Raw genomic sequence first — 19,615 nt, 5'->3', positions numbered from 1 at the left:
TAGAGCTGCAGACAGCCTAGCCGAATCTCGCAAGATGTGACAGACGTCAGCTTCCGGCGCGCTTGGCCAGCATCGCCATGCGTTGCGCATCGGACAGGATGCCGCGAATCAGGCGCACTTCCTGCTCGGTCATCTCCGCGCGCAGCAGCAGCCGCCGCAGCTTGCGCATCGCCGAGTCCGGGGCACGCCCCTTGTGGAAATCGATCTCCTCCAGCGTCTCGCCGAGCTGACCGAACATGCCCTCCAGCTGCGCGTGGCTGGCCGGGCCGTCGCGCAAACCGGTGCCCGCTGCCGGAGCTGGTTCGGCCTCCCCTGCCGCCAGCTGCGCCAGCCGCACCTCGTAGGCCAGCACCTGTACCGCCGCGGCCAGATTGAGCGAACTGAACTGCGGGTCGGAGGGGATGTGCACCGCCGCGTGGCAGAGCTGCAACTCGTCGTTGGTCAGGCCGGTACGTTCGCGGCCGAACACGAACGCCACCTCGGCCGGCTCGCCGGCCTTGGCCAGCGCACGCTGCGCACCCTGGTCCGGCAGCAGTTCCTCCAAGGCCACCCGGCGCGCACGCGCCGTGCAGCCGATCACCAGCGTGCAATCGGCGACCGCCTCGGCCAGCGTGTCGAACACTGGCGCATCGCCCAGCACATCCTCGGCGCCAGCCGAGCGCCGGTAGGCGTCGTCGTCGAGTGCGCGCTCCGGGGCCACCAGCACCAGACGCGAGACGCCCATGGTCTTCATCGCACGCGCGGCGGCGCCGATGTTGCCTGGATGCTGGGTGCCGACAAGGACGAAACGGATGCGCTGAGTGACGGACATGAACGGAGATCGGGGAGCGATACGGCCGTAGATGGTAAACTGCGCGGCCGGATTTCGCGCCGGACCGCTCTTTTACCTTCGTCATTGCCCACTTCTGCCTTCACGGGAGCTTTCACCATGCAGAAACCCGCCGTCACCGTCATGGTCAAAGCCGCCCGCCTCGCCGGCAATGTGCTGTTGCGCGGCATCAACAAACTCGATGCACTCAACGTAGTGCAGAAAGGGCGGATGGATTACGCCAGCGAAGTCGATGCCGATGCCGAGAAGGTCATCGTCAAGGAACTCAAGCGCGGCTACCCGGAGTACGCGGTGTTCGGCGAAGAAGGCGGCGTGCAGGGTGGCAAGAGCGGCCGTTATACCTGGGTCATCGATCCGCTCGACGGCACCAGCAACTATCTGCGTGGCTTCCCGCACTATTGCGTTTCGATCGCGCTGGTGGAAAACGGCGAGCCCACCGACGCGGTGATCTTCGACCCGCTGCGCAACGAACTGTTCACCGCCAGCCGCGGTGCCGGTGCGGTACTCAACGACCGCCGCATCCGCATCGCCGAACGCAAGGATCTGGAAGGTGCGATGATCCACACCGGCTTCCCGCCGCGCGAACGCGCGCGCGCCAGCGCCCAGCTCAAGTGCGTGGACGCGCTGCTGGTGCAGGCCGAGGACGTGCGCCGCACCGGCTCGGCGGCACTGGACCTGGCCTACGTGGCCTGCGGCCGCGCCGATGCCTACTTCGAAGCCGGCGTCAAAGCATGGGATATCGCTGCCGGCGTGCTGCTGGTACGCGAAGCCGGCGGCCGGGTGTGTGATTACAAGGGCGCCACCTCGCCGCGCATGGACAACCTGGGGCCCGAAACCCAGCAGATCGTGGCTGGTAACATCAAGATCAGCGACGCGTTGCAAAAGGTCATCGTCAACACCGGCTACGCGCGCGAATTCGACGCCAAATTCTGATTCCTACGACCGACGGCAAGGTCCGCGGCGCGTGTCGCTGCGACAGGAACAGGCATACAAAAGGCCGGAATCGCTCCGGCCTTTTGCGTTGGCTAGACCTGCGGCGACGTACCTGCAACAGCATGCTTGCGCGACCAGGCACCATCGGCCAAGCCTCCCGCCTGCAGGTGCGCGACTCCGAATCATGGATATCCATCATGCCAGGACTGGCGCAGCGCCCTGCCCTGGCATCGACTGAGTCTGCGGCAACACTCCACAGTAGCGTGCTGGCCCACGATGGAGTATCACCAGGAATCTGCTGCACAGGGCGCGCCTGGACAGAAACCTGACCACCATCAAGCAGAAGGCCGGGATCTCTCCCGGCCTTCCGGCATTACCGCGTCACCGCACGATTCACGCGATGGCAGCGTGATAGCGGCGCTCGACTTCGTCCCAGTTGACCGCGTTGTAGAACGCGCCGATGTATTCCGGGCGACGGTTCTGATACTTCAGGTAATACGCGTGTTCCCACACGTCCAGGCCCAGGATCGGGGTGTTGCCCTCGAACAGCGGGCTGTCCTGGTTGGCGGTGCTTTCCACCACCAGCTTCTTGTCCGGGGTCACGCTCAACCACGCCCAACCCGAGCCAAAGCGGCTGACGGCGGCCTTGGTGAAGGCTTCCTTGAACTTCTCGAACCCACCGAGATCCTTGTCGATCGCCTTGGCGACCTCGCCCTTGGGCTCGCCGCCACCGTTGGGCGACAGCACGGTCCAGAACAGCGAATGGTTGGCGTGGCCGCCACCGTTGTTGCGCACCGGGCCCTGCAGGTTTTCCGGCAGGCTCTTCAGCTTGGACACCAACTCATCGATCGGCAGATCCGCGTACTCGGTCCCTTCCAGCGCGGCATTGACGTTGTTGATGTAGGTCTGGTGATGCTTGGTGTGATGGATTTCCATCGTCTGCGCATCGATGTTGGGTTCCAGCGCGTCGTAAGCGTAGGGCAGCTGCGGAAGGGTGTAAGCCATGCGTGTCTCCTGGACTTGCCGCCCGGCGAAGACCGGGCGTTGCGGGGTAGATGGTAAGGACGGCAGCAACGCTTACCAAGGGTGTCGGAAGGGAAACTTCGTCCCACCGCATGCGGCCGTCTTCTGCCACGCACCTTGCACCATGCCCCGGTTACCTGCGTGTGAACCACACCGACCTGGCCGAGCATTCAAAAACGACACAGTCGCGCATCGGCATACTCATGCTGCTGCCACCTCTTCGTCCACGGATCGCCTGCATGCGCAAGCCCGCTTTACTGATCGTCGCCATCGCCGTGCTCGTCGCCGGCCTGTGGGGCATGCGTGCGTTGCAGACGCCCAAGCCGCAGTTCGCCCCGCAACTCAGCGCTCCCGCCGCCGCTCCCGTTCCCTCGCGCCAGGTCCCCACGCTGCCCGACTTCCTGCCGATCGAGGCGATGGCCACCATCGTCCTGATCCAGCGCGGCGGGCCGTTCCCTTACCCGCAGGATGGCAGCGTGTTCGGCAATCGCGAACATCGCCTGCCCGAACGCCCGCGCGGCTATTACCGCGAGTACACCGTGGACACGCCCGGCAGCGCCGACCGCGGTGCACGCCGCATCGTCACCGGCGGCGCCCCGCCACAGACGTGGTACTACAGCGACGATCATTACCAGAGCTTCAAGCCCTTCCAGGGCCCGAGACCGGAGCAGGCGCCATGAGCGCGGGCGATTTCGCGCTGGATCTGTCCGACCCGCAGCAATCGGGCGTGTACCAGGCCGAGACCGGCGATCTGGATACCATGGCGGCATTGTCACGCGATGCCGGCCTGCGCATCCTGCGCGTGGATCTGGCCGGTTGCAGCGACAAGCGCATGCTGCTGATGCGCCTGGCCACCCAACTGGACTTTCCTGCGGGATTCGGCCGCAACTGGGACGCGCTCAGCGACGGTCTGCGCGACCTGTCCTGGCTGCCCGCGCCGCGCGGGTATGCGCTGTTGATCGATGGGGCCGATGCGCTGGCACAGTCCGCACCGGGCGACCGCGACAGCTTGCTCGACATCCTGGACGAAGCCGCCACCACCTGGGCGACGCGCGGGCAGACATTTGCGGCCTTCGTGGCGCCAGCCAGCGCCTGCGCGTAAGCGATCCGGCGCGCGCGATGCACGCCACTCAGGCGTCATTGGCATGCGGGCCGGTGCATCTGCACACCGGCTTGCCAATCAATCCATCAGCTATCCAGCTCGCCCCAGCGCGCGTAGGCCGCATCCAGCTGTGCTTGCGCGTCGCTCAATGCGGCGGTATGTGCGGCCATGGCCCCTGTATCGCGCTGGTAGAAGCCTGGGTCGTTCATCGCCTCGGTCAGCGCCGCCACCTGCTGTTCCAAGCTCTCGATCAACGCCGGCAACTGCTCGAGCTCACGCGCATCCTTGTAACTGAGTTTGCGCTTGGCCGCAGTGTCGACCGGCGCCGCAGCGGCCACGGGCGTGGTGGCCGCGGCAGTGGCCGAAGCCTTGGCCACCGCCATCGCGCTGGTCGCCGGGCTGCGCCGCTGGCGCAGGGAATCGCTGTAGCCACCGACGTAATCGCCAATCAGGCCATCGCCCTCCATCACCAGCGTGGAGGTCACCACGTTGTCGAGGAAGTCGCGGTCGTGGCTGACCAGCAGCAAGGTACCGCTGTATTCACCCAGCAGTTCTTCCAGCAGCTCCAGCGTTTCCACGTCCAGATCGTTGGTCGGTTCGTCCATCACCAGCAGGTTGGACGGCTGCGCGAACAGGCGCGCCAGCAGCAGGCGATTGCGCTCGCCGCCGGACAGCCGCGTGATCGGCGCGCGTGCGCGCTCGGGCGTGAACAGGAAATCCTGCAGATAGGCATGCACATGCTTGCGCTTGCCGTTGATCTCCAGAAAATCGCGACCTTCGGCCACGTTCTCGATCGCGCTCCAGTCCTCGCGCAGGGTCGAGCGGTACTGATCGAAGTAGGCGATCTGCAGATTGGTGCCGATGCGGATCTCGCCCTGTTGCGGCTGCAGATCGCCCAGCAGCAGCTTGAGCAGGGTGGTCTTGCCACTGCCGTTGGGGCCGATCAGGCCGATGCGGTCGCCGCGCTGGATGATGGTGGAAAAGTCCTTGACCATCGTGCGCGCGCCAAATGCGAAACCAACCGCCTTGGCTTCGATCACCTTCTTGCCGGAGGACTCGCCCTGCGAGACTTCCATGCGCACATTGCCGGTGAGCTCGCGCCGCTGCACGCGCTCGTTGCGCATCGCCTCCAGGCGCCGCACGCGGCCTTCGTCGCGGGTGCGCCGCGCCTTGATGCCCTGCCGGATCCACACCTCTTCCTGTGCCAGCAGCTTGTCGAAGCGCGCATTCTCCTGCGCCTGCGCGTTGAGCCGCTCCTCGCGGCGGCGCTCGTAATTGGCCCAGTCGCCGGGCCAGCTGGTGACCTGACCGCGATCGATCTCGACGATGCGCGTGGCCAGCGCACGCAGAAAGCGGCGGTCGTGGGTGACGAACAGCACGCTGCCGCTCCAACCCTTCAGGAAGGTTTCCAGCCAGTCGATGGCCTCGATGTCCAGATGGTTGGTGGGCTCGTCCAACAGCAACACGTCCGGCGAAGACACCAGCGAACGCGCCAGCAGCACGCGCCGCTTCATGCCCCCGGACAGCCGCGCGAACTCCGCGTCGCCGTCGAGCTCCAGCTTGGTCAGCGTCTCGCTGACACGCTGATCCAGCGCCCAGCCGTCGGCCGCATCGATCTTGGCCTGCACCTTGCCGAACGCCTCGGCGTCGAACACCTCGGCATGGCTGAGCTGATGGAACTCCGCCAGCCAGTGACCGAGCTCGCCCAGGCCATCGGCCACCACATCGAACACGCTGCCGCCGGTGCCCTGCGGCACCTCCTGCTCCAGCCGCGCGATGCGTACACCCTGCTGCACGCGCACCTCGCCGTCGTCGGGCCTGAGCTCGCCGGCGATCAGTTTCATCAAGGTCGATTTGCCGGCGCCGTTACGGCCGATCAGAGCGATACGCTCGCCCGGCTCGATCGTGAGATCGGTTTTTTCCAGCAACAACGGGCCGCCGACGCTGTAGTCGACGCTTTGCAGTGTGATTAAAGGCATCTGCCGATTGTACGGGATTGGGGATTGGGGATTCGGGATTGGTCAGAGCGAGCGCCGTTGTAGTTGCGAATCCCGAATCCCGAATCCCGGGCTAAACTACGCCATGAACGAATTCTCCGCGCTGCCGCTGTCGCCGGCACTGGCCCCCGGCATCGACGCCCTGGGTTACACCGTCCTCACGCCCATCCAGGCGCAGAGCCTGCCGCCCATCCTGCAGGGGCTGGACGTCATCGCCCAGGCGCCGACCGGCAGCGGCAAGACCGCGGCCTTCGGATTGGGGCTGCTGCAGAAACTGGATCCTGCGCTGACCCGCGCGCAGGCGCTGGTGCTGTGCCCGACGCGCGAACTGGCCGATCAGGTCGGCAAGCAATTGCGCAAGCTCGCGACCGGCATCCCCAACATGAAACTGGTGGTGCTCACCGGCGGCATGCCACTGGGCCCGCAGCTGGCCTCGCTGGAAGCGCATGACCCCCAGGTCGTCGTGGGCACGCCGGGCCGCATCCAGGAGCTGGCCCGCAAGCGCGCCCTGCATCTGGGCGGCGTGCGCACCCTGGTGCTGGACGAGGCCGACCGCATGCTCGACATGGGCTTCGAAGAACCCATCCGCGAGATCGCCAGCCGCTGCGACAAGCACCGCCAGAGCCTGTTGTTCTCGGCCACCTTTCCCGATGCGATTCGCGTATTGGCGCGCGAACTGCTGAAGGAACCGGTGGAGATCACCGTGGAAGGCGCCGACAGCGCACCGGAGATCGACCAGCAGTTCTTCGAGGTGGACCCCGGCTATCGCCAGAAGGCCGTGGCCGGCCTGCTGCTGCGCTTCAACCCCGAATCCAGCGTGGTGTTCTGCAATACCCGCAAGGAAGTGGACGAGGTGGCCGGCTCGCTGCAGGAATTCGGCTTTTCCGCGCTGGCCCTGCACGGCGACATGGAGCAGCGCGACCGCGACGAAGTGCTGGTGCGCTTCGTCAACCGCAGCTGCAACGTGCTGGTCGCCAGCGACGTGGCCGCGCGCGGACTGGACGTGGAAGACCTGTCGGCGGTAGTCAATTACGAGCTGCCGACCGATACCGAGACCTACCGCCACCGCATCGGCCGCACCGCGCGCGCCGGCAAGCATGGACTGGCGCTGAGCCTGGTCGCCCCACGCGAAACCGCGCGTGCGCAGGCGCTGGAAGCCGAACAAGGCCAGCCGCTGAAATGGTCGCGCGCCCCTTTGGCCACTGCACGCCCGGCGCAGTTGCCGCAGGCGTCGATGACCACCTTGCGCATCGACGGCGGAAAGACCGACAAACTGCGTGCCGGCGACATCCTGGGCGCGCTCACCGGCGAAGCCGGGCTGTCGGGCGCAGCGATCGGCAAGATCGCCATCTACCCTACCCGCTCCTACGTCGCCATCGCGCGCGCCCAGGTCGCTAAGGCGCTGGCGCACTTGCACGCAGGCAAGATCAAGGGCCGGCGGTTTCGGGTCAGCAAGCTCTGAACGGCGCCGTGGCCGGCAGGCTGCTGGCTCAGTAGCACAACGTCGCCAGCAACGGCACGTCGTTGGCCCACTTCTCGCGGCCTTGCAGCACCTTCAGTTCCACCAGTACCGCCGCGCCCACGACCTCCAGCTCCAGCTGCGCAGCCAGGCCCAGCGCGGCACGCAGCGTGCCGCCGGTGGCCAGCACGTCGTCGACGATCAACACGCGCGCGCCGCGCGGCAGTGCGTCCTCGTGCATCTCGATGCGGTCGGTGCCGTATTCCAGCGCGTATTCCTGGATCAAGGTCCGTCCAGGCAACTTGCCTGGCTTGCGTACCGGCACGAAGCCGGTGCGCAGTTCACGCGCCAGGGCCGCGCCAAGAATGAAACCGCGCGCCTCGATGCCCAGTACCCCGTCCAGCGGCGTGGTACGCCAGGGCTGCGCCATCTCGTCCAGCGCCGAAGCGAAATCCGGCCCGTCCGACAACAGCGGGGTGATGTCCTTGAAGACGATGCCCGGCTTGGGAAAGTCGACGATGTCTCGGATCCGGCCGGCCCAATGGTTGGGTCCGGAGGGCTGGGTGCCGGCGCAGCGGCTGCAGTCGGTCATGGCGGTCGTGGCATCGTGGCCGTGTGGGGATGGCCTATTCTAGGCTGCGCACGGCCTCGGCGCCGACTTCGCGGCGTCGCGGCATCTGAGCGCGTCAGGAACTGCAGGACAGCATCGAACACCCGGCGCGATCGCGTGCCCAGTCCGGGCGGCGCACAGCGAACGCCTCACGGCCGGGTTGCGCGTCATAAGGCCGGCGCATGACCTCCAGCAACTCCTGCACGCCGGACGGGTCGCCCTGCTCGGCTCGCTCGATGGCCTGCTGTGCCAGGTAGTTCCGCAGCACATAACGCGGGTTGGCCTGGCGCATGCGCTCCCGGCGCTCTTCCGGCGACAGCGTGTCCTGGCGCAGGCGCGCGGCATAACGCTGCAGCCATTGCTGCAATTGCGGCGCATCGGCCAGGCGCTTGTCTTCGTCGTAGAACGCATCGCGCAGCTGCGCGGGGTCGGGATGCTCGGGCGACAGGTCGATCAAGCCGCGGAAGGTCAACGTCATATCCATCTCGGATTCGCGCATCAGCGCGCGTAGCGCGTCGATCAGCGCAAGGTCCTCGTCCCGACATTCGGCCAGCCCCAACTTGGCGGCGGTATCGCGGCGGTCGCAGTCCAGATAGGTATCGCGAAACCGGTCCAGCCCCTGCTGCAACGGCGTCGCATCGGCGAACAACGGCGCCAGCGCCTGCGCAAGCCGCCCCAGATTCCAGTAAGCCACTTGCGGTTGCGTCCCGAAGCGATAACGGCGCCCCTGCGCATCGGTGGTGTTGGGCGTCCAGTCCGGGTCGTAGTCGTCGACCCAGCCATAAGGGCCGTAGTCGATGGTCAGACCCAGGATCGACATGTTGTCGGTATTCATCACCCCATGCACAAAGCCGACGCGCATCCAGTGCGCCACCATGACGGCGGTGCGCTCGCACACCTGCGCAAACCACTGCGCGTACAACGGCTCCGCTCTGCCGGACAGCTCGGGATAGTCGCGCGCGATGGTGAATTCCACCCACTGCCGCAGCAAGGCGATATCGCCACGCGCACTGGGCAGCTCGAAATTGCCGAAACGCACGAACGACGGCGCCACCCGGCAGACCACCGCGCCCGGCTCGTGCTGCGGCCGCCCGTCGTAGAACATGTCGCGCACCACCGTTTCGCCGCTGACCACGAGGCTGAGCGCGCGCGTGGTCGGTACGCCCAGGTGATGCATCGCTTCGCTGCAGAGGAATTCGCGGATCGACGAGCGCAGCACGGCACGACCATCGGCGCCGCGCGAATACGGGGTCGGGCCGGCGCCCTTGAGCTGCAATTCGTAGCGTCCGCCATCCACGCCGATCGCCTCGCCCAGCGAAATCGCCCGGCCATCGCCCAGCTGCCCGGCCCAGTGTCCGAATTGGTGTCCCCCGTAATTGCTCGCCCACGGCTGCATGCCCGGCATCAGCGCATTGCCGCCGAACACCTCGGCAAACTGCGCGCTGCCGATCTGTGCCGCATCCAGCCCGAGGGCCCGGGCCATGTCGGTGGAGTGCGCGATCAGGCGCGGGGCGGCGACCGGCGTCGGCAGCACCGACGACCAGGCAGCGGCCACCTCGCGCCGGCGTGGCCCCTCCTCCGGGTCGCCGGGCAGTTCCCGGCGCAGGCGATTGTCGAAATGCAGTTGCGTCATGTGGACAAGCCTAGGCCAACGCGGGTGAATGAGACATTGGAAGGCGACCGGCACGCGCAGCGCACCATGACGGGCTCGTCCTGCACATGCCGGCGACAAGCGATCGCTGCTAATGGACGACCTCGCTCGGTCGCTGCGGACCTGGACATGCCTTGGTCTCCTCACGCCCGTTCCCGCACGATCCGCCGACTGTCGCCAACCGCTCGCCCTCCCGCTTTGCAGACCACATCGCCCATGTCCTCCCGCGCCCTTCGTTGGATCCGTCCCGCCATCGTGCTGCTTGGCTCGCTGAGCCTGACCGCCTGCAGCAGCCTGTTCTTCGGCGGCATCAACGCCGCCTCCAGCCGCGCAGGCATCATCGAACACCCCAACCAGGTCTTCGATGCCGCCCATGGCCTGGCGCTGGATGTCTATCAGCCGCAGGGTGCCGTCGATGCGCCGGTGGTGGTGTTCTTCTACGGCGGCACCTGGAAGCGCGGCTCGCGCGCCAACTATCGGTGGGTGGGACGCGCCCTGGCGCGCCAGGGGGTGGTGACGCTGGTCGCCGACTACCGCAAGTATCCCCAGGTCGACCTGCACGGCTTCATGGCCGATGCCGCCGGCGCGACGGCCTGGGGTTATCGGCATGCTCGGGCCTACGGCGGCGATCCAACGCGGGTGGCGGTGATGGGCCACTCGGCCGGCGCGCACCTGGCCGCCCTGCTGGGGACCGACGCGCGCTGGCTGCATGCCCAGAACCTCGCCCCCCGGCAACTGTGCGGCGTGGTGGGATTGGCAGGACCTTACGACTTCCTGCCGATGACCGATCCCGAGTTGGTCGAGATCTTCGGCGACGCCCCAGCGGCTCAACGGCAATCCCAGCCGGTGGCGCATGTCGGCGGCGACGAACCGCCGATGCTATTGCTGCATGGCGATGCCGACCGCGTGGTGGAGCTGGAAAACAGCAGCTCGCTGCAGAAGACGCTACGGCAGAAAGGCGGCAGCGCCGAGCTGAAGATCTATCCCGGCATGGGCCACATGGGCATCGTGCTGGCGTTGCGCAAGCCGCCGCAGCGCTCCGCAGTGCTGCGCGACACGCTGGACTTCCTGCGCACCTGCAAGGCACCTTGAGCGCCGATACCCGCGACTGCTCTTACGGTGCCGCCTTGTGCACCGTCGCCACCGGCTGCTGCACAGGCCCGCAGCAGCAGCCGGCAGCAGTGCTGGCGCACACGTACGCGGCCCACGACCGGATACCGGCGCTTGCGCTGCCCCGTCACTCGGCGGATTTGCCGCCCATCAGCTCGTAGGGGCCACCTTTCTTCAATGCCGCCTGGTAGGCCGGGCGCGCCTCGATCCGCTTCAGGAAGGCGCGCAGCTTCGGGTAGCGTTCCAGTCCACCACCACGTGCGGCGGCCGCCTGCACCGGGAAGCTCATCTGGATGTCGGCGGCGGTGAAGCGATCGCCGGCGAACCATTGCTGCGTCTGCAACGACTGTTCCATCCAGTCCAGGTGCAGCTTGACCTGCGGACCGACGAAGCCGGACATCGCCTTGTCCACGATCGCGCGCGCGATCGGCTTGGCAAAGAACGGCATCGGCGCGCTGCGGATGCGGCCGAACACCAGCGTCATCAGCAGCGGCGGCATGGCCGAGCCTTCGGCGTAGTGCATCCAGTAGCGGAACTTCTGGCGCTCGGGCGAGTCGATCGGCCGCGCCGCCGGCGACAGCGCGCATTCGGTGTCGTAGCGCTCGCTCAGATAGTCCAGGATCGCCCCCGATTCGGCGATGGTCAGCTCGCCGTCCACGATCACCGGCGACTTGCCCAGCGGGTGGATGGCGCGCAGCGCCGCGGGCGCGAGCATGGTCTTGGGATCGCGCTCATGGCGGACGATCTGGTACGGCAAGGCCAGCTCTTCGAGCAGCCACAGCACGCGCTGCGAACGGGAGTTATTGAGATGGTGGACAGTGATCATCGCTGGGGGCCGTGCGCGGAAAGCGCCATCCTAACCAACACGGCGTCGCCGCCGCGCACACGATGGCGCGTCCAGCGCATTGCCAGGGAAATGCGATGCTCCATGCAGGCCACGAACGCTGCCAGCAGCGGCCGGTATCGGATGCGGGTGGTGCGCAAGCAGCCGAGGCCCACGCCACGATGTCGAGAGGGTGCAACCGCCGGGCAGAACGCGGTGTCCACCGCGATCGAGCCTGGCGATCAGGCATCCGGGCCGCCCGTCGTCGCGGGGAATCGACGGCAGCACCGGCAATAAAAAACGCCGGGCGCTTGCGCGACCGGCGTTCTTGGCAACCTTGCGGTTGCAGACGGATTAGACCGCCTGCACCTGGTCAGCCTGCATGCCCTTCTGGCCCTGCACGGCGACGAAGGTGACCTTCTGGCCTTCCTGCAGCGACTTGAAGCCGGTGCCCTGGATGGCGCGGAAGTGCACGAACAGGTCCGGGCCGCTTTCCGGGGTGATGAAGCCGAAGCCCTTGGCATCGTTGAACCACTTCACGGTACCGCTCTGACGATCTGACATTTACAAACTCCTGAACTATAGATGGATAAATCGCAGCGTCCGAAAAGCCGGAGCTGAGACTGAGTTGCAGGCGTTGGTAAAGCGGAACGATGAAGCGAGATCTGTAACGATCCGGCTGCACCAGGCCACGATTCACGGTGACCCTTGCAAACACAGTGCGTGCACAGTACTCGTGTTTTCGGCAAAAAGCGACACCCCGAAACAATTCTTTTGCAGTCGGGCCGGATCCGACACCGTGTCGGGCGCCTCCCCTCGCCGGGAAGATGACTGAATAGGCATTTACTGCCAACGGGCGCACGGATTCGAGGCGATCGGCGGGTCGATCGCAACGGCGCCTGGACACCGCCCTGCTCCTTCCTGCGGTGGACCTCAGACCAGCCTTCGTCGCACTGCAGCATCGCCGACCTGAGGTGCCGGTGCGGAACCAACACCCTCGCATACGCCCACTGGAACAGGTGCGTATCATGGGCGCCCTTTGTAATCGGCATCCTGATGGCCCTCACCGCCACCGTCCGCAGAGCGGAACTCCAGATCAGCGACATGGATCGTGGCTACTACGCCAACCATTCGTTGACCCTGGCCCAGCACCCTTCCGAGACCGACGAACGCCTGATGGTGCGGCTACTGGCCTTCGCACTGTTCGCCGACGACCGCCTGGAGTTCGGTCGCGGCCTCAGCAACGACGACGAGCCCGATCTGTGGCGACGCGACTACACCGGCGACCCGGACCTGTGGATCGATCTTGGCCAACCGGACGAGAGCCGGGTCCGCAAGGCCTGCAATCGTGCGCGCGAGGTGGTGGTGATCGGCTACGGCGGCCAGGCCACCGAAACCTGGTGGAAGAAGCACGCCAGCGCCATGGGGCGGCACCGCAACCTGCGCGTGATCGAACTGGATCCCCAGGCGACCGAGGCGCTGGGCGCCTTGATCCAGCGCGGCATGCGCTTTGACGTGATCATCCAGGACGGCGAAGTGCAGATGCTGGCCGACCACGGCAGCGTCACCCTGACACCGACGGTGCGGCAAGCACCTGCCGAATGAACATGCGCTGCGACGTTCTGGTCATCGGTGCCGGTGCTGCCGGCCTGATGGCCGCCTTCACCGCCGGCCGTCGCGGCCGCCAGGTCCTGGTGGTCGACCATGCCAACAAGGTCGGCAAGAAGATCCTGATGTCCGGCGGCGGGCGCTGCAACTTCACCAATACCGGGACTGCGCCAGGCAACTTCGTTTCGGCCAATCCCCACTTCTGCAAGTCGGCCCTGGCGCGCTACAGCCCGGCCGATTTCGTGGACATGGTCGAACGCCATGGCATCGCATATCACGAGAAGGAACTGGGCCAGCTGTTCTGCGACGTCTCTTCCAAGCAGATCGTGCGCCTGCTGCTGGACGAGTGCGAGGCGGCCGGGGTGCAGATCCGCACCCACTGCGAGCTGCAGTCGGTCCAGCGCGACAGCGATGGATTCAGCGTGCAGACCAGCGCCGGGCGTATCCAGACGCAATCGCTGATCGTCGCCACCGGCGGGCTGTCCATTCCCAGCATGGGCGCCAGCGGCTTCGGCTACGCGCTCGCCCAGCAGTTCGGCCACGCCGTACTGCCCACGCGGGCCGGGCTGGTACCGCTCACCCTCAGCGGCAAGCACCAGCAACGCCTGCAGGACCTGTCCGGGCTCGCGCTGCCGGTGGAGGCGCGCTGCAACGGGGTCAGCTTCCGCAACTTCATGCTGCTGACCCATCGCGGCGTGAGTGGCCCGGCGATCCTGCAGATTTCCTCGTACTGGCAACCGGGCGACGATTTGCGCCTGGATCTGTTGCCTGGCCACGATGCGGCGGCCTGGCTGCGCGAGCAGAAGCAACTGCGCGGCGCCACCGAGCTGCGCAACGTGCTCGCCGATGCCCTGCCACGCAGGTTTGCGCAACGCCTGTGCGAGGTGTGGCTGCCGGACAAGCCGGTGCGTCAGCTGGATCCGCCGCAACTGCAGGCCGCCGCCGATCTGCTTGGCGGGTTTGCGCTGGTCGCCAGCGGCACCGAAGGCTACCGGACCGCCGAAGTGACCCTGGGCGGCGTCGATACGCATCAGGTCTCGAGCGCCACGCTGGAATCGCGGCTGGTCGCCGGGCTGTACTTCGTCGGCGAGGTGCTGGATGTCACCGGCTGGTTGGGTGGCTACAACTTTCAATGGGCATGGGCATCCGGCCATGCTGCCGGAAGCGTGGCGTAGCTGCAGCCGGTCACGGCAGGAGCGACGGCCAAGGATGCAAGGCAAGCCGGGGCACCGCTGCAGTTGGGCGCATCGCATGCCCACTGCCGCGCTCGACAGGCGTGTCACGCGGCCTTTCGCGGCGCCTACATGGGGCGCCTTGTTTCGATGTGACACTGAGCCGGTGGCAGGCACTTCGGCCGACGTGACACACGCCAATCCTTGCGCCACGTCTCACACTGCATGCGGCACCATCCACACACATGGACGCACCAGACTCCGTTCGTGTATTAAAGCCGGTCTCCAGGAGCCTCGCATGCAAAAAGGCAAAGATCTCACCCTCCGCCTGATGATCGTCGACGACAGCGTCGAGGGCGCCGAGGCGATCGTGACAGCGCTCCGCAATGGCGGCATCGCGGTGCGGCCTTCGCGTCCGCAGACGCCGGAAGAGCTCGCCAGCATGTTGTCCGGCCAGATCGACCTGGCACTGCACGGCCAGGCGCAGCAGATCCCGATGAGCGCCCTGCATCAGCAGATCGCCGGCAGCGGCAAGGACATCCCGATCATCCTGCTGGCCGAACAGATCGAAGAGAACGCCTTGGTCGAGGCCGCCGCGCACGGCATCCGCGCCATCGTGCTGCGCCACCGCCCCGAGCATCTGCTGGCGCTGGTGCGCTCGGAGTGGGCCGACCTGCAGGCGCGCCGCGGGCTACGCCGCATCGAGGCGCAGATGCGCGAAACCGAGCGCCGCTGCGACGCCTTGATTGCCTCCTCGCGCGACCCGATCGCCTACGTCCACGAAGGCATGCACATCCGCGCCAACGAGGCGTATCTGGAGATGTTCGGCTTCGAATCGTTCGAGGACGTCGAAGGCGTGTCGCTGCTGGACATGATCGCCGCGCAGTACGTGGACGACTTCAAACAATTGCTCAAGGCGATGGCCAAGGGCGAGCCGCCGCCGGCGCAATACAAGGTGGATGCACGCCGGCTGGAAGGCGACACCTTCCCGGCCACGATGGAATTCGCCACCGCCACCTACGAGGGCGAGCCCTGCATCCAGGTGGTCTTCCGGCGTCGCGAGGAATTCGATCCGGAACTGGCGCGCGAGGTGGAAGACCTGCGCCAGCGCGACCAGGTCACCGGCCTGCTCAACCGCCCCACCTTCATGGTGGCGCTGGAACAGGCGGTGGCCCAGGCCGGCCGCAGCGAGGGCCAGTCCGGCTTCCTGCTGATCGAACCGGATCATTACGCGCGCATCCTGCCCGAAATCGGCCTGGACTCGGCCGATGCCCTGATCGCGGCCATGGCCGCGCACGTGGCCGGCGTGGTGGACGAGAGCGTGGTGGCCGCGCGCTTCGGCGAACACAGCTTCGCGCTGTTGCTGAGCGGCAACTACGCGCGCACCCATGCCCTGGCCGAAACCGTGCGCAACGCGTTCGCGCAGCACGTCTTCAGCATCGGCGCACGTTCGGCCACGGTCACGGTGAGCATCGGCGGGGTACAGATCGGCGAGAAGATCGCCAGCATCGGCCAGGTGCTCAATCGGGGCACCGAAGCGGTGCGTACCACTGCCGAACTCGGCGGCAATGCGGCCAGCATCTACGACCCGGCCGCCTCGGACCGGGCCGAGGAGGAGCGTATCGCGCGCTGGGTCGAACAGCTGCGCGAAGCGCTGGTCGGCGATGGCTTCCTGTTGCATTACCAGCCGGTGCTCAACCTGCAGGGCGAACCGCTGGAGCTGTACCAAGCCTTCCTGCGACTGGAACGCAATGGCGAAATGATGTCGCCGAACGCGTTCATGGCGATCGCCGAAGAGCACGACCTGGTCACCGAGATCGACCGCTGGGTCGTGGCGCGGGCGATCCGCCAACTCGGCGAGCGGCAGCGTGCGGGCCACAAGACCCACCTGCTGGTGCGTATCGGGCCGAACTCGTTCTCCGACCCGCAGATGATCGACACCATTCGCGAACAGCTGGCGGTCTACGGCGTTCCGGGCGAACGGCTGTGGCTGCAGACCCCGGAGTCGAAAGTCTTCACCCACCTGCGCAACGCCCAGCAGTTCCTCGCGGCGGTCTCGGCGATGGGCTGCAAGGTCGGGCTGGAGCAGTTCGGTTCGGGACTGGACTCGTTCCAGCTGCTGGCGCATTTCCAGCCGGCCTTCCTGAAACTGGACCGCGGCATCACCGGCGAGATCGCCTCCGCCCGCGAAAGCCAGGAGAAGATCCGCGAGATCACCTCGCGCGCCCAGCCGGCCGGCATCCTCACCGTGGCCGAGTTCGTGGCCGATGCGCAATCGATGAGCAGCTTCTTCAGTGCCGGGGTGGACTATGTGCAGGGCGATTTCGTCGCTCCCACCGGCCCGGCGATGAACTACGAGTTCGGCTGAGCGTACCCGACCGGGAAGTGGCGCCACAAAAAACCCGCCGAGGCGGGTTTCTTGTTCTCGATCTGCCTGCGGCCGGCCCGACGCTTACATCGCGGTGCCGTTTGCCGCACGCAGCGCGGCGATGCGCTCTGTCAACGGCGGATGGCTCAGGAACAGCCGACGCAGCCCATCGCCCACGCCGCCTGAAATGCCGAAGGCCTGCACCTGCGAGGGCAAGGTGCTCTGGCCGTGGTTGAGCGACAGGCGCTCCAGCGCGGCGATCATCTTGCTGCGGCCGGCCAGCTGCGCGCCGCCGGCATCGGCACGGAATTCGCGGCGACGCGAAAACCACATCGCGATCATGGTCGCGAACAGCCCGAACACCATTTCCAGCACGAACACGATGGCGTAGTACGCAAAGCCACGCCCGCCCTCGCGATTGCCGGCCAGGGCGCTGTCGATGATGCCGCCCACCACCCGCGCCAGCACGATCACGAAGGTGTTGAGCACGCCCTGCAGCAGCGCCATGGTCACCATGTCGCCATTGGCCACGTGCGCGATCTCGTGCCCCAGCACGGCCTCGGCCTCATCCTGGCTCATGTTCTGCAGCAGGCCGGTAGACACCGCCACCAGCGCGTTGTTGCGGTTGGCGCCGGTGGCGAACGCGTTGATCTCCGGGCCTTCGTAGACCGCCACCTCCGGCATGCCGATACCGGCAGCCTCGGCCTGCCGACGCACGGTCTGCAGCAACCAGCGCTCGGTGGGCGTGCGCGGCTCGGTGATCACCTGCGCACCGGTGCTGCGCTTGGCCAGGAACTTGGACATCAGCAACGAAATGAACGAGCCACCGAAGCCGAAGATGGCGGCCATGACCAGCAGCCCGCCCATCTGGGCGGAATTGACGCCCAGTACCGACATGACGATACCGGCGAGTATCAACACCGCCAGGTTGGTCAGCAGGAACAGGAAGATGCGGTTGAACATGGCGCGCGGGCTCCACTGATGCTAAGGATGAACTGCTGGCGATCTGCGGACATCGCGGCTTGAAATCAAGCGCGCACCTGACCGACGATTCAGCTGCCCATGCCCCCGTCCCCCTATCTCGGCCGCTTCGCGCCCTCCCCGACCGGCCCCCTGCACTTCGGCTCCCTCATGGCCGCCTTCGGTAGCTGGCTGCTTGCCCGCCACGCCGGTGGCCGGTGGTGCGTACGTATCGAAGATATCGACCCACCGCGCGCGCAAGCCGGTGCATCCGAGCGCCAGCTGCGCACCCTGGCCGCCTTCGGCCTGATATCGGACCTGCCGGTGATCCGGCAGTCGGAGCGCGACGCGCACTATGCCGCCGCGCTCGCAAGGCTGCTCGATGCGGGATTGGCGTTCGAATGCAGTTGCAGCCGCGCCGATCTGGTCGGCATGGGCGGTATTCACCACGCCTGCGTCGCGGCGCTGGGCGAACGCCGCGCGGTGCGCCTGCGGGTACCGCCGCAGCCGCCGGTCGCCTTCGAGGACGCATTGCAGGGGCGCGTGGTGCAGGATGTCCATGCGGAGGTGGGCGATGTGGTGCTGCGCCGCGCCGATGGCTACTGGGCCTACCAGCTGGCGGTGGTCGTGGACGATGCGGCCCAGGCGATCACAGATGTGGTCCGCGGCGCGGACCTGCTGGACTCCACCCCGCGCCAGGTACTGCTGCAACGCGCGCTGGGCCTGCCGCAGCCGCGCTACCTGCACCTGCCGCTGATCCTGGATGGCGACGGCCGCAAGCTGTCCAAGTCGCACGCCGCGCCAGCGCTGGACGATGACGACCCGCTGCCCGCCTTGCGCGCGGCCTGGCAAGCATTGGGTCAGCTGCCCGCCGCACTGCCGCGGCATGCGGGCGTGGATGCCCTGCTGCAGCATGCAGTGCAGCATTTCCTGCCGGAACGGCTGCCTGCAACGCCTACGCTGGACCTGCGCATGCGCACATCGCTGCCGCTGCGTGACTAGAATTGCGCCCCAGCACCGACAGCGGGGCGAGTTGTCTGCGCCCTGCCCTGATCGCCCTCCGTCTCACCCGTTATTGGAGTCGTCATGACATCTCGCGTCGCATTGGTCACCGGCGGCACCGGCGGCATCGGCACCGCCATCTGCAAGCGGCTGGCCGACCAGGGCCATCGGGTCGCCAGCAATTTCCGCGATCAGCACAAGGCGCAGGACTGGCAACAGCGCATGCAGGCGCAGGGCTACGAGGTCGCGTTGTTCCGCGGCGATGTGGCCTCTTCCGAGCATGCGCGCAGCTTGGTCGAGGAGGTCGAAGCCACGCTGGGGCCGATCGAAATCCTGGTCAACAATGCCGGCATCACCCGCGATACCACCTTCCACCGCATGACCGCCGAACAATGGCACGACGTCATCAACACCAATCTCAATTCGGTGTTCAACGTGACCCGGCCGGTGATCGAGGGCATGCGCAAGCGCAGCTGGGGGCGGGTGATCCAGATCAGCTCCATCAACGGGCTCAAGGGCCAGTACGGGCAGGCGAACTACGCCGCGGCCAAGGCGGGCATGCACGGCTTCACCATCTCGCTCGCGCGCGAGAACGCCGCCTTCGGAGTCACCGTCAACACGGTCTCGCCCGGATATGTGGCCACCGACATGGTCATGGCCGTCCCGGACGAGGTACGCGCCAAGATCGTGGCCGACATCCCGACCGGCCGCCTGGGGCGTCCGGAAGAGATCGCCTATGCCGTCGCGTTCCTGGTTGCGGACGAGGCCGCCTGGATCACCGGATCGAATCTGGACATCAACGGCGGCCATCACATGGGCTGGTGACTTTGCTGCGACTTTGCGCTGCAGCATGGATTTGCTCAGAAATCCATGCTGCGCAACATTTTTTATGTGTCCGCTTAAGCAAATAAGGCGTTTTGACTGTTGCAACCGCTGCTGCGGTGCGCCATCCTGCGCGCACTATCGTT

General features: G+C 66.6%; 18 protein-coding genes. 10 read left to right on the top strand and 8 right to left on the bottom strand.

Going from position 1 to position 19,615, the window contains the following annotated elements; genetic code table 11:
- Positions 1-46 precede the first annotated feature (46 nt).
- A complete protein-coding gene (locus LL964_RS00425; RefSeq protein ID WP_104586937.1) occupies positions 47-811 on the bottom strand; it encodes an RNA methyltransferase in 765 nt (254 codons plus the stop codon).
- A gap of 117 nt (positions 812-928) precedes the next feature.
- Between LL964_RS00425 and LL964_RS00420 the strand changes: the two genes are divergently transcribed.
- Complete coding sequence (locus LL964_RS00420) at positions 929-1,762, top strand: inositol monophosphatase family protein (RefSeq protein ID WP_104586936.1); 834 nt, start codon at positions 929-931, stop codon at positions 1,760-1,762.
- A 393-nt stretch (positions 1,763-2,155) separates the two neighbouring features.
- Here the strand turns inward: LL964_RS00420 and LL964_RS00415 are convergent, their stop codons facing one another.
- Positions 2,156-2,767 (bottom strand): superoxide dismutase, encoded by a 612-nt coding sequence (locus LL964_RS00415; protein WP_104586935.1) that lies wholly within the window; start codon positions 2,765-2,767, stop codon positions 2,156-2,158.
- A gap of 257 nt (positions 2,768-3,024) precedes the next feature.
- On the opposite strand from LL964_RS00415, the gene LL964_RS00410 reads away from it, so the two are divergent.
- Positions 3,025-3,465, top strand: coding sequence for a guanyl-specific ribonuclease (locus tag LL964_RS00410; protein WP_104586934.1), 441 nt, complete (start codon positions 3,025-3,027; stop codon positions 3,463-3,465).
- Positions 3,462-3,887, top strand: a complete 426-nt coding sequence (locus LL964_RS00405) for a barstar family protein (protein ID WP_104586933.1) — start codon at positions 3,462-3,464, stop codon at positions 3,885-3,887. Before LL964_RS00410 ends, LL964_RS00405 begins: the two co-directional genes overlap by 4 nt.
- 86 nt (positions 3,888-3,973) lie before the next feature.
- Here LL964_RS00405 and LL964_RS00400 read toward each other — a convergent pair whose 3' ends face one another.
- Positions 3,974-5,866, bottom strand: a complete 1,893-nt coding sequence (locus LL964_RS00400) for an ATP-binding cassette domain-containing protein (protein WP_104586932.1) — start codon at positions 5,864-5,866, stop codon at positions 3,974-3,976.
- Positions 5,867-5,969: 103 nt separating this feature from the next.
- Here LL964_RS00400 and dbpA point away from each other — a divergent pair, with 103 nt between their 5' ends.
- Positions 5,970-7,346 (top strand): ATP-dependent RNA helicase DbpA, encoded by a 1,377-nt coding sequence (gene dbpA / locus LL964_RS00395; RefSeq protein ID WP_104586931.1) that lies wholly within the window; start codon positions 5,970-5,972, stop codon positions 7,344-7,346.
- A 28-nt stretch (positions 7,347-7,374) separates the two neighbouring features.
- Here dbpA and LL964_RS00390 read toward each other — a convergent pair whose 3' ends face one another.
- Both LL964_RS00390 and LL964_RS00385 read right to left on the bottom strand, forming a co-directional pair.
- Positions 7,375-7,935, bottom strand: coding sequence for an adenine phosphoribosyltransferase (locus LL964_RS00390; protein ID WP_104586930.1), 561 nt, complete (start codon positions 7,933-7,935; stop codon positions 7,375-7,377).
- A gap of 94 nt (positions 7,936-8,029) precedes the next feature.
- The gene (locus LL964_RS00385) at positions 8,030-9,586 is read right to left on the bottom strand and encodes a protein adenylyltransferase SelO (protein WP_104586929.1); all 1,557 of its coding nucleotides are present in this window, start codon (positions 9,584-9,586) and stop codon (positions 8,030-8,032) included.
- Between the two features lie 234 nt (positions 9,587-9,820).
- On the opposite strand from LL964_RS00385, the gene LL964_RS00380 reads away from it, so the two are divergent.
- The gene (locus tag LL964_RS00380) at positions 9,821-10,696 is read left to right on the top strand and encodes an alpha/beta hydrolase (protein WP_104586928.1); all 876 of its coding nucleotides are present in this window, start codon (positions 9,821-9,823) and stop codon (positions 10,694-10,696) included.
- A gap of 145 nt (positions 10,697-10,841) precedes the next feature.
- Here the strand turns inward: LL964_RS00380 and LL964_RS00375 are convergent, their stop codons facing one another.
- Both LL964_RS00375 and LL964_RS00370 read right to left on the bottom strand, forming a co-directional pair.
- Positions 10,842-11,540: a glutathione S-transferase gene (locus tag LL964_RS00375; protein WP_104586927.1), complete on the bottom strand. Its 699-nt coding sequence runs from the start codon at positions 11,538-11,540 to the stop codon at positions 10,842-10,844.
- A gap of 351 nt (positions 11,541-11,891) precedes the next feature.
- A complete protein-coding gene (locus LL964_RS00370; protein WP_006451993.1) occupies positions 11,892-12,101 on the bottom strand; it encodes a cold-shock protein in 210 nt (69 codons plus the stop codon).
- Between the two features lie 492 nt (positions 12,102-12,593).
- Here LL964_RS00370 and LL964_RS00365 point away from each other — a divergent pair, with 492 nt between their 5' ends.
- The 3 genes from LL964_RS00365 (at position 12,594) to LL964_RS00355 (ending at position 16,685) form a co-directional block, all read left to right on the top strand.
- Entirely contained in the window at positions 12,594-13,142 is a 549-nt protein-coding gene (locus LL964_RS00365; protein WP_104586926.1) for a YaeQ family protein, read from the top strand.
- A complete protein-coding gene (locus LL964_RS00360) occupies positions 13,139-14,320 on the top strand; it encodes a BaiN/RdsA family NAD(P)/FAD-dependent oxidoreductase (RefSeq protein ID WP_104586925.1) in 1,182 nt (393 codons plus the stop codon). Before LL964_RS00365 ends, LL964_RS00360 begins: the two co-directional genes overlap by 4 nt.
- 295 nt (positions 14,321-14,615) lie before the next feature.
- Complete coding sequence (locus LL964_RS00355) at positions 14,616-16,685, top strand: EAL domain-containing protein (protein WP_104586924.1); 2,070 nt, start codon at positions 14,616-14,618, stop codon at positions 16,683-16,685.
- An 84-nt stretch (positions 16,686-16,769) separates the two neighbouring features.
- Here LL964_RS00355 and htpX read toward each other — a convergent pair whose 3' ends face one another.
- Positions 16,770-17,648 (bottom strand): protease HtpX, encoded by an 879-nt coding sequence (htpX, locus tag LL964_RS00350; protein ID WP_104586923.1) that lies wholly within the window; start codon positions 17,646-17,648, stop codon positions 16,770-16,772.
- A gap of 99 nt (positions 17,649-17,747) precedes the next feature.
- Here htpX and gluQRS point away from each other — a divergent pair, with 99 nt between their 5' ends.
- Together gluQRS and phbB are read left to right on the top strand one after the other, a co-directional pair.
- Entirely contained in the window at positions 17,748-18,647 is a 900-nt protein-coding gene (gluQRS, locus tag LL964_RS00345) for a tRNA glutamyl-Q(34) synthetase GluQRS (protein WP_104586922.1), read from the top strand.
- Positions 18,648-18,731: 84 nt separating this feature from the next.
- Positions 18,732-19,472, top strand: a complete 741-nt coding sequence (gene phbB, locus LL964_RS00340; protein ID WP_104586921.1) for a beta-ketoacyl-ACP reductase — start codon at positions 18,732-18,734, stop codon at positions 19,470-19,472.
- The last annotated feature ends 143 nt before the right edge of the window (positions 19,473-19,615 follow it).

Origin of the sequence: Xanthomonas melonis (assembly GCF_020783655.1) — a bacterium.
In the GTDB taxonomy this organism is placed as follows: Bacteria; Pseudomonadota; Gammaproteobacteria; order Xanthomonadales; family Xanthomonadaceae; genus Xanthomonas; species Xanthomonas melonis.
Note: the sequence above shows the minus strand (reverse complement) of the source record. Positions and strands in the feature narration are given on the sequence as shown.

What these genes read in the sequence shown, in the direction of transcription:
- LL964_RS00400 (WP_104586932.1), bottom strand. Translation starts at nt 5,866, where the DNA reads ATGCCTTTAATCACACTGCAAAGCGTCGACTACAGCGTCGGCGGCCCG.
- LL964_RS00385 (WP_104586929.1), bottom strand. Translation starts at nt 9,586, where the DNA reads ATGACGCAACTGCATTTCGACAATCGCCTGCGCCGGGAACTGCCCGGC.
- LL964_RS00355 (WP_104586924.1), top strand. Translation starts at nt 14,616, where the DNA reads ATGCAAAAAGGCAAAGATCTCACCCTCCGCCTGATGATCGTCGACGAC.
- LL964_RS00380 (WP_104586928.1), top strand. Translation starts at nt 9,821, where the DNA reads ATGTCCTCCCGCGCCCTTCGTTGGATCCGTCCCGCCATCGTGCTGCTT.
- LL964_RS00370 (WP_006451993.1), bottom strand. Translation starts at nt 12,101, where the DNA reads ATGTCAGATCGTCAGAGCGGTACCGTGAAGTGGTTCAACGATGCCAAG.
- gluQRS (WP_104586922.1), top strand. Translation starts at nt 17,748, where the DNA reads ATGCCCCCGTCCCCCTATCTCGGCCGCTTCGCGCCCTCCCCGACCGGC.
- phbB (WP_104586921.1), top strand. Translation starts at nt 18,732, where the DNA reads ATGACATCTCGCGTCGCATTGGTCACCGGCGGCACCGGCGGCATCGGC.
- htpX (WP_104586923.1), bottom strand. Translation starts at nt 17,648, where the DNA reads ATGTTCAACCGCATCTTCCTGTTCCTGCTGACCAACCTGGCGGTGTTG.
- LL964_RS00365 (WP_104586926.1), top strand. Translation starts at nt 12,594, where the DNA reads ATGGCCCTCACCGCCACCGTCCGCAGAGCGGAACTCCAGATCAGCGAC.
- LL964_RS00425 (WP_104586937.1), bottom strand. Translation starts at nt 811, where the DNA reads ATGTCCGTCACTCAGCGCATCCGTTTCGTCCTTGTCGGCACCCAGCAT.
- dbpA (WP_104586931.1), top strand. Translation starts at nt 5,970, where the DNA reads ATGAACGAATTCTCCGCGCTGCCGCTGTCGCCGGCACTGGCCCCCGGC.
- LL964_RS00390 (WP_104586930.1), bottom strand. Translation starts at nt 7,935, where the DNA reads ATGACCGACTGCAGCCGCTGCGCCGGCACCCAGCCCTCCGGACCCAAC.
- LL964_RS00420 (WP_104586936.1), top strand. Translation starts at nt 929, where the DNA reads ATGCAGAAACCCGCCGTCACCGTCATGGTCAAAGCCGCCCGCCTCGCC.
- LL964_RS00360 (WP_104586925.1), top strand. Translation starts at nt 13,139, where the DNA reads ATGAACATGCGCTGCGACGTTCTGGTCATCGGTGCCGGTGCTGCCGGC.
- LL964_RS00405 (WP_104586933.1), top strand. Translation starts at nt 3,462, where the DNA reads ATGAGCGCGGGCGATTTCGCGCTGGATCTGTCCGACCCGCAGCAATCG.
- LL964_RS00375 (WP_104586927.1), bottom strand. Translation starts at nt 11,540, where the DNA reads ATGATCACTGTCCACCATCTCAATAACTCCCGTTCGCAGCGCGTGCTG.
- LL964_RS00410 (WP_104586934.1), top strand. Translation starts at nt 3,025, where the DNA reads ATGCGCAAGCCCGCTTTACTGATCGTCGCCATCGCCGTGCTCGTCGCC.
- LL964_RS00415 (WP_104586935.1), bottom strand. Translation starts at nt 2,767, where the DNA reads ATGGCTTACACCCTTCCGCAGCTGCCCTACGCTTACGACGCGCTGGAA.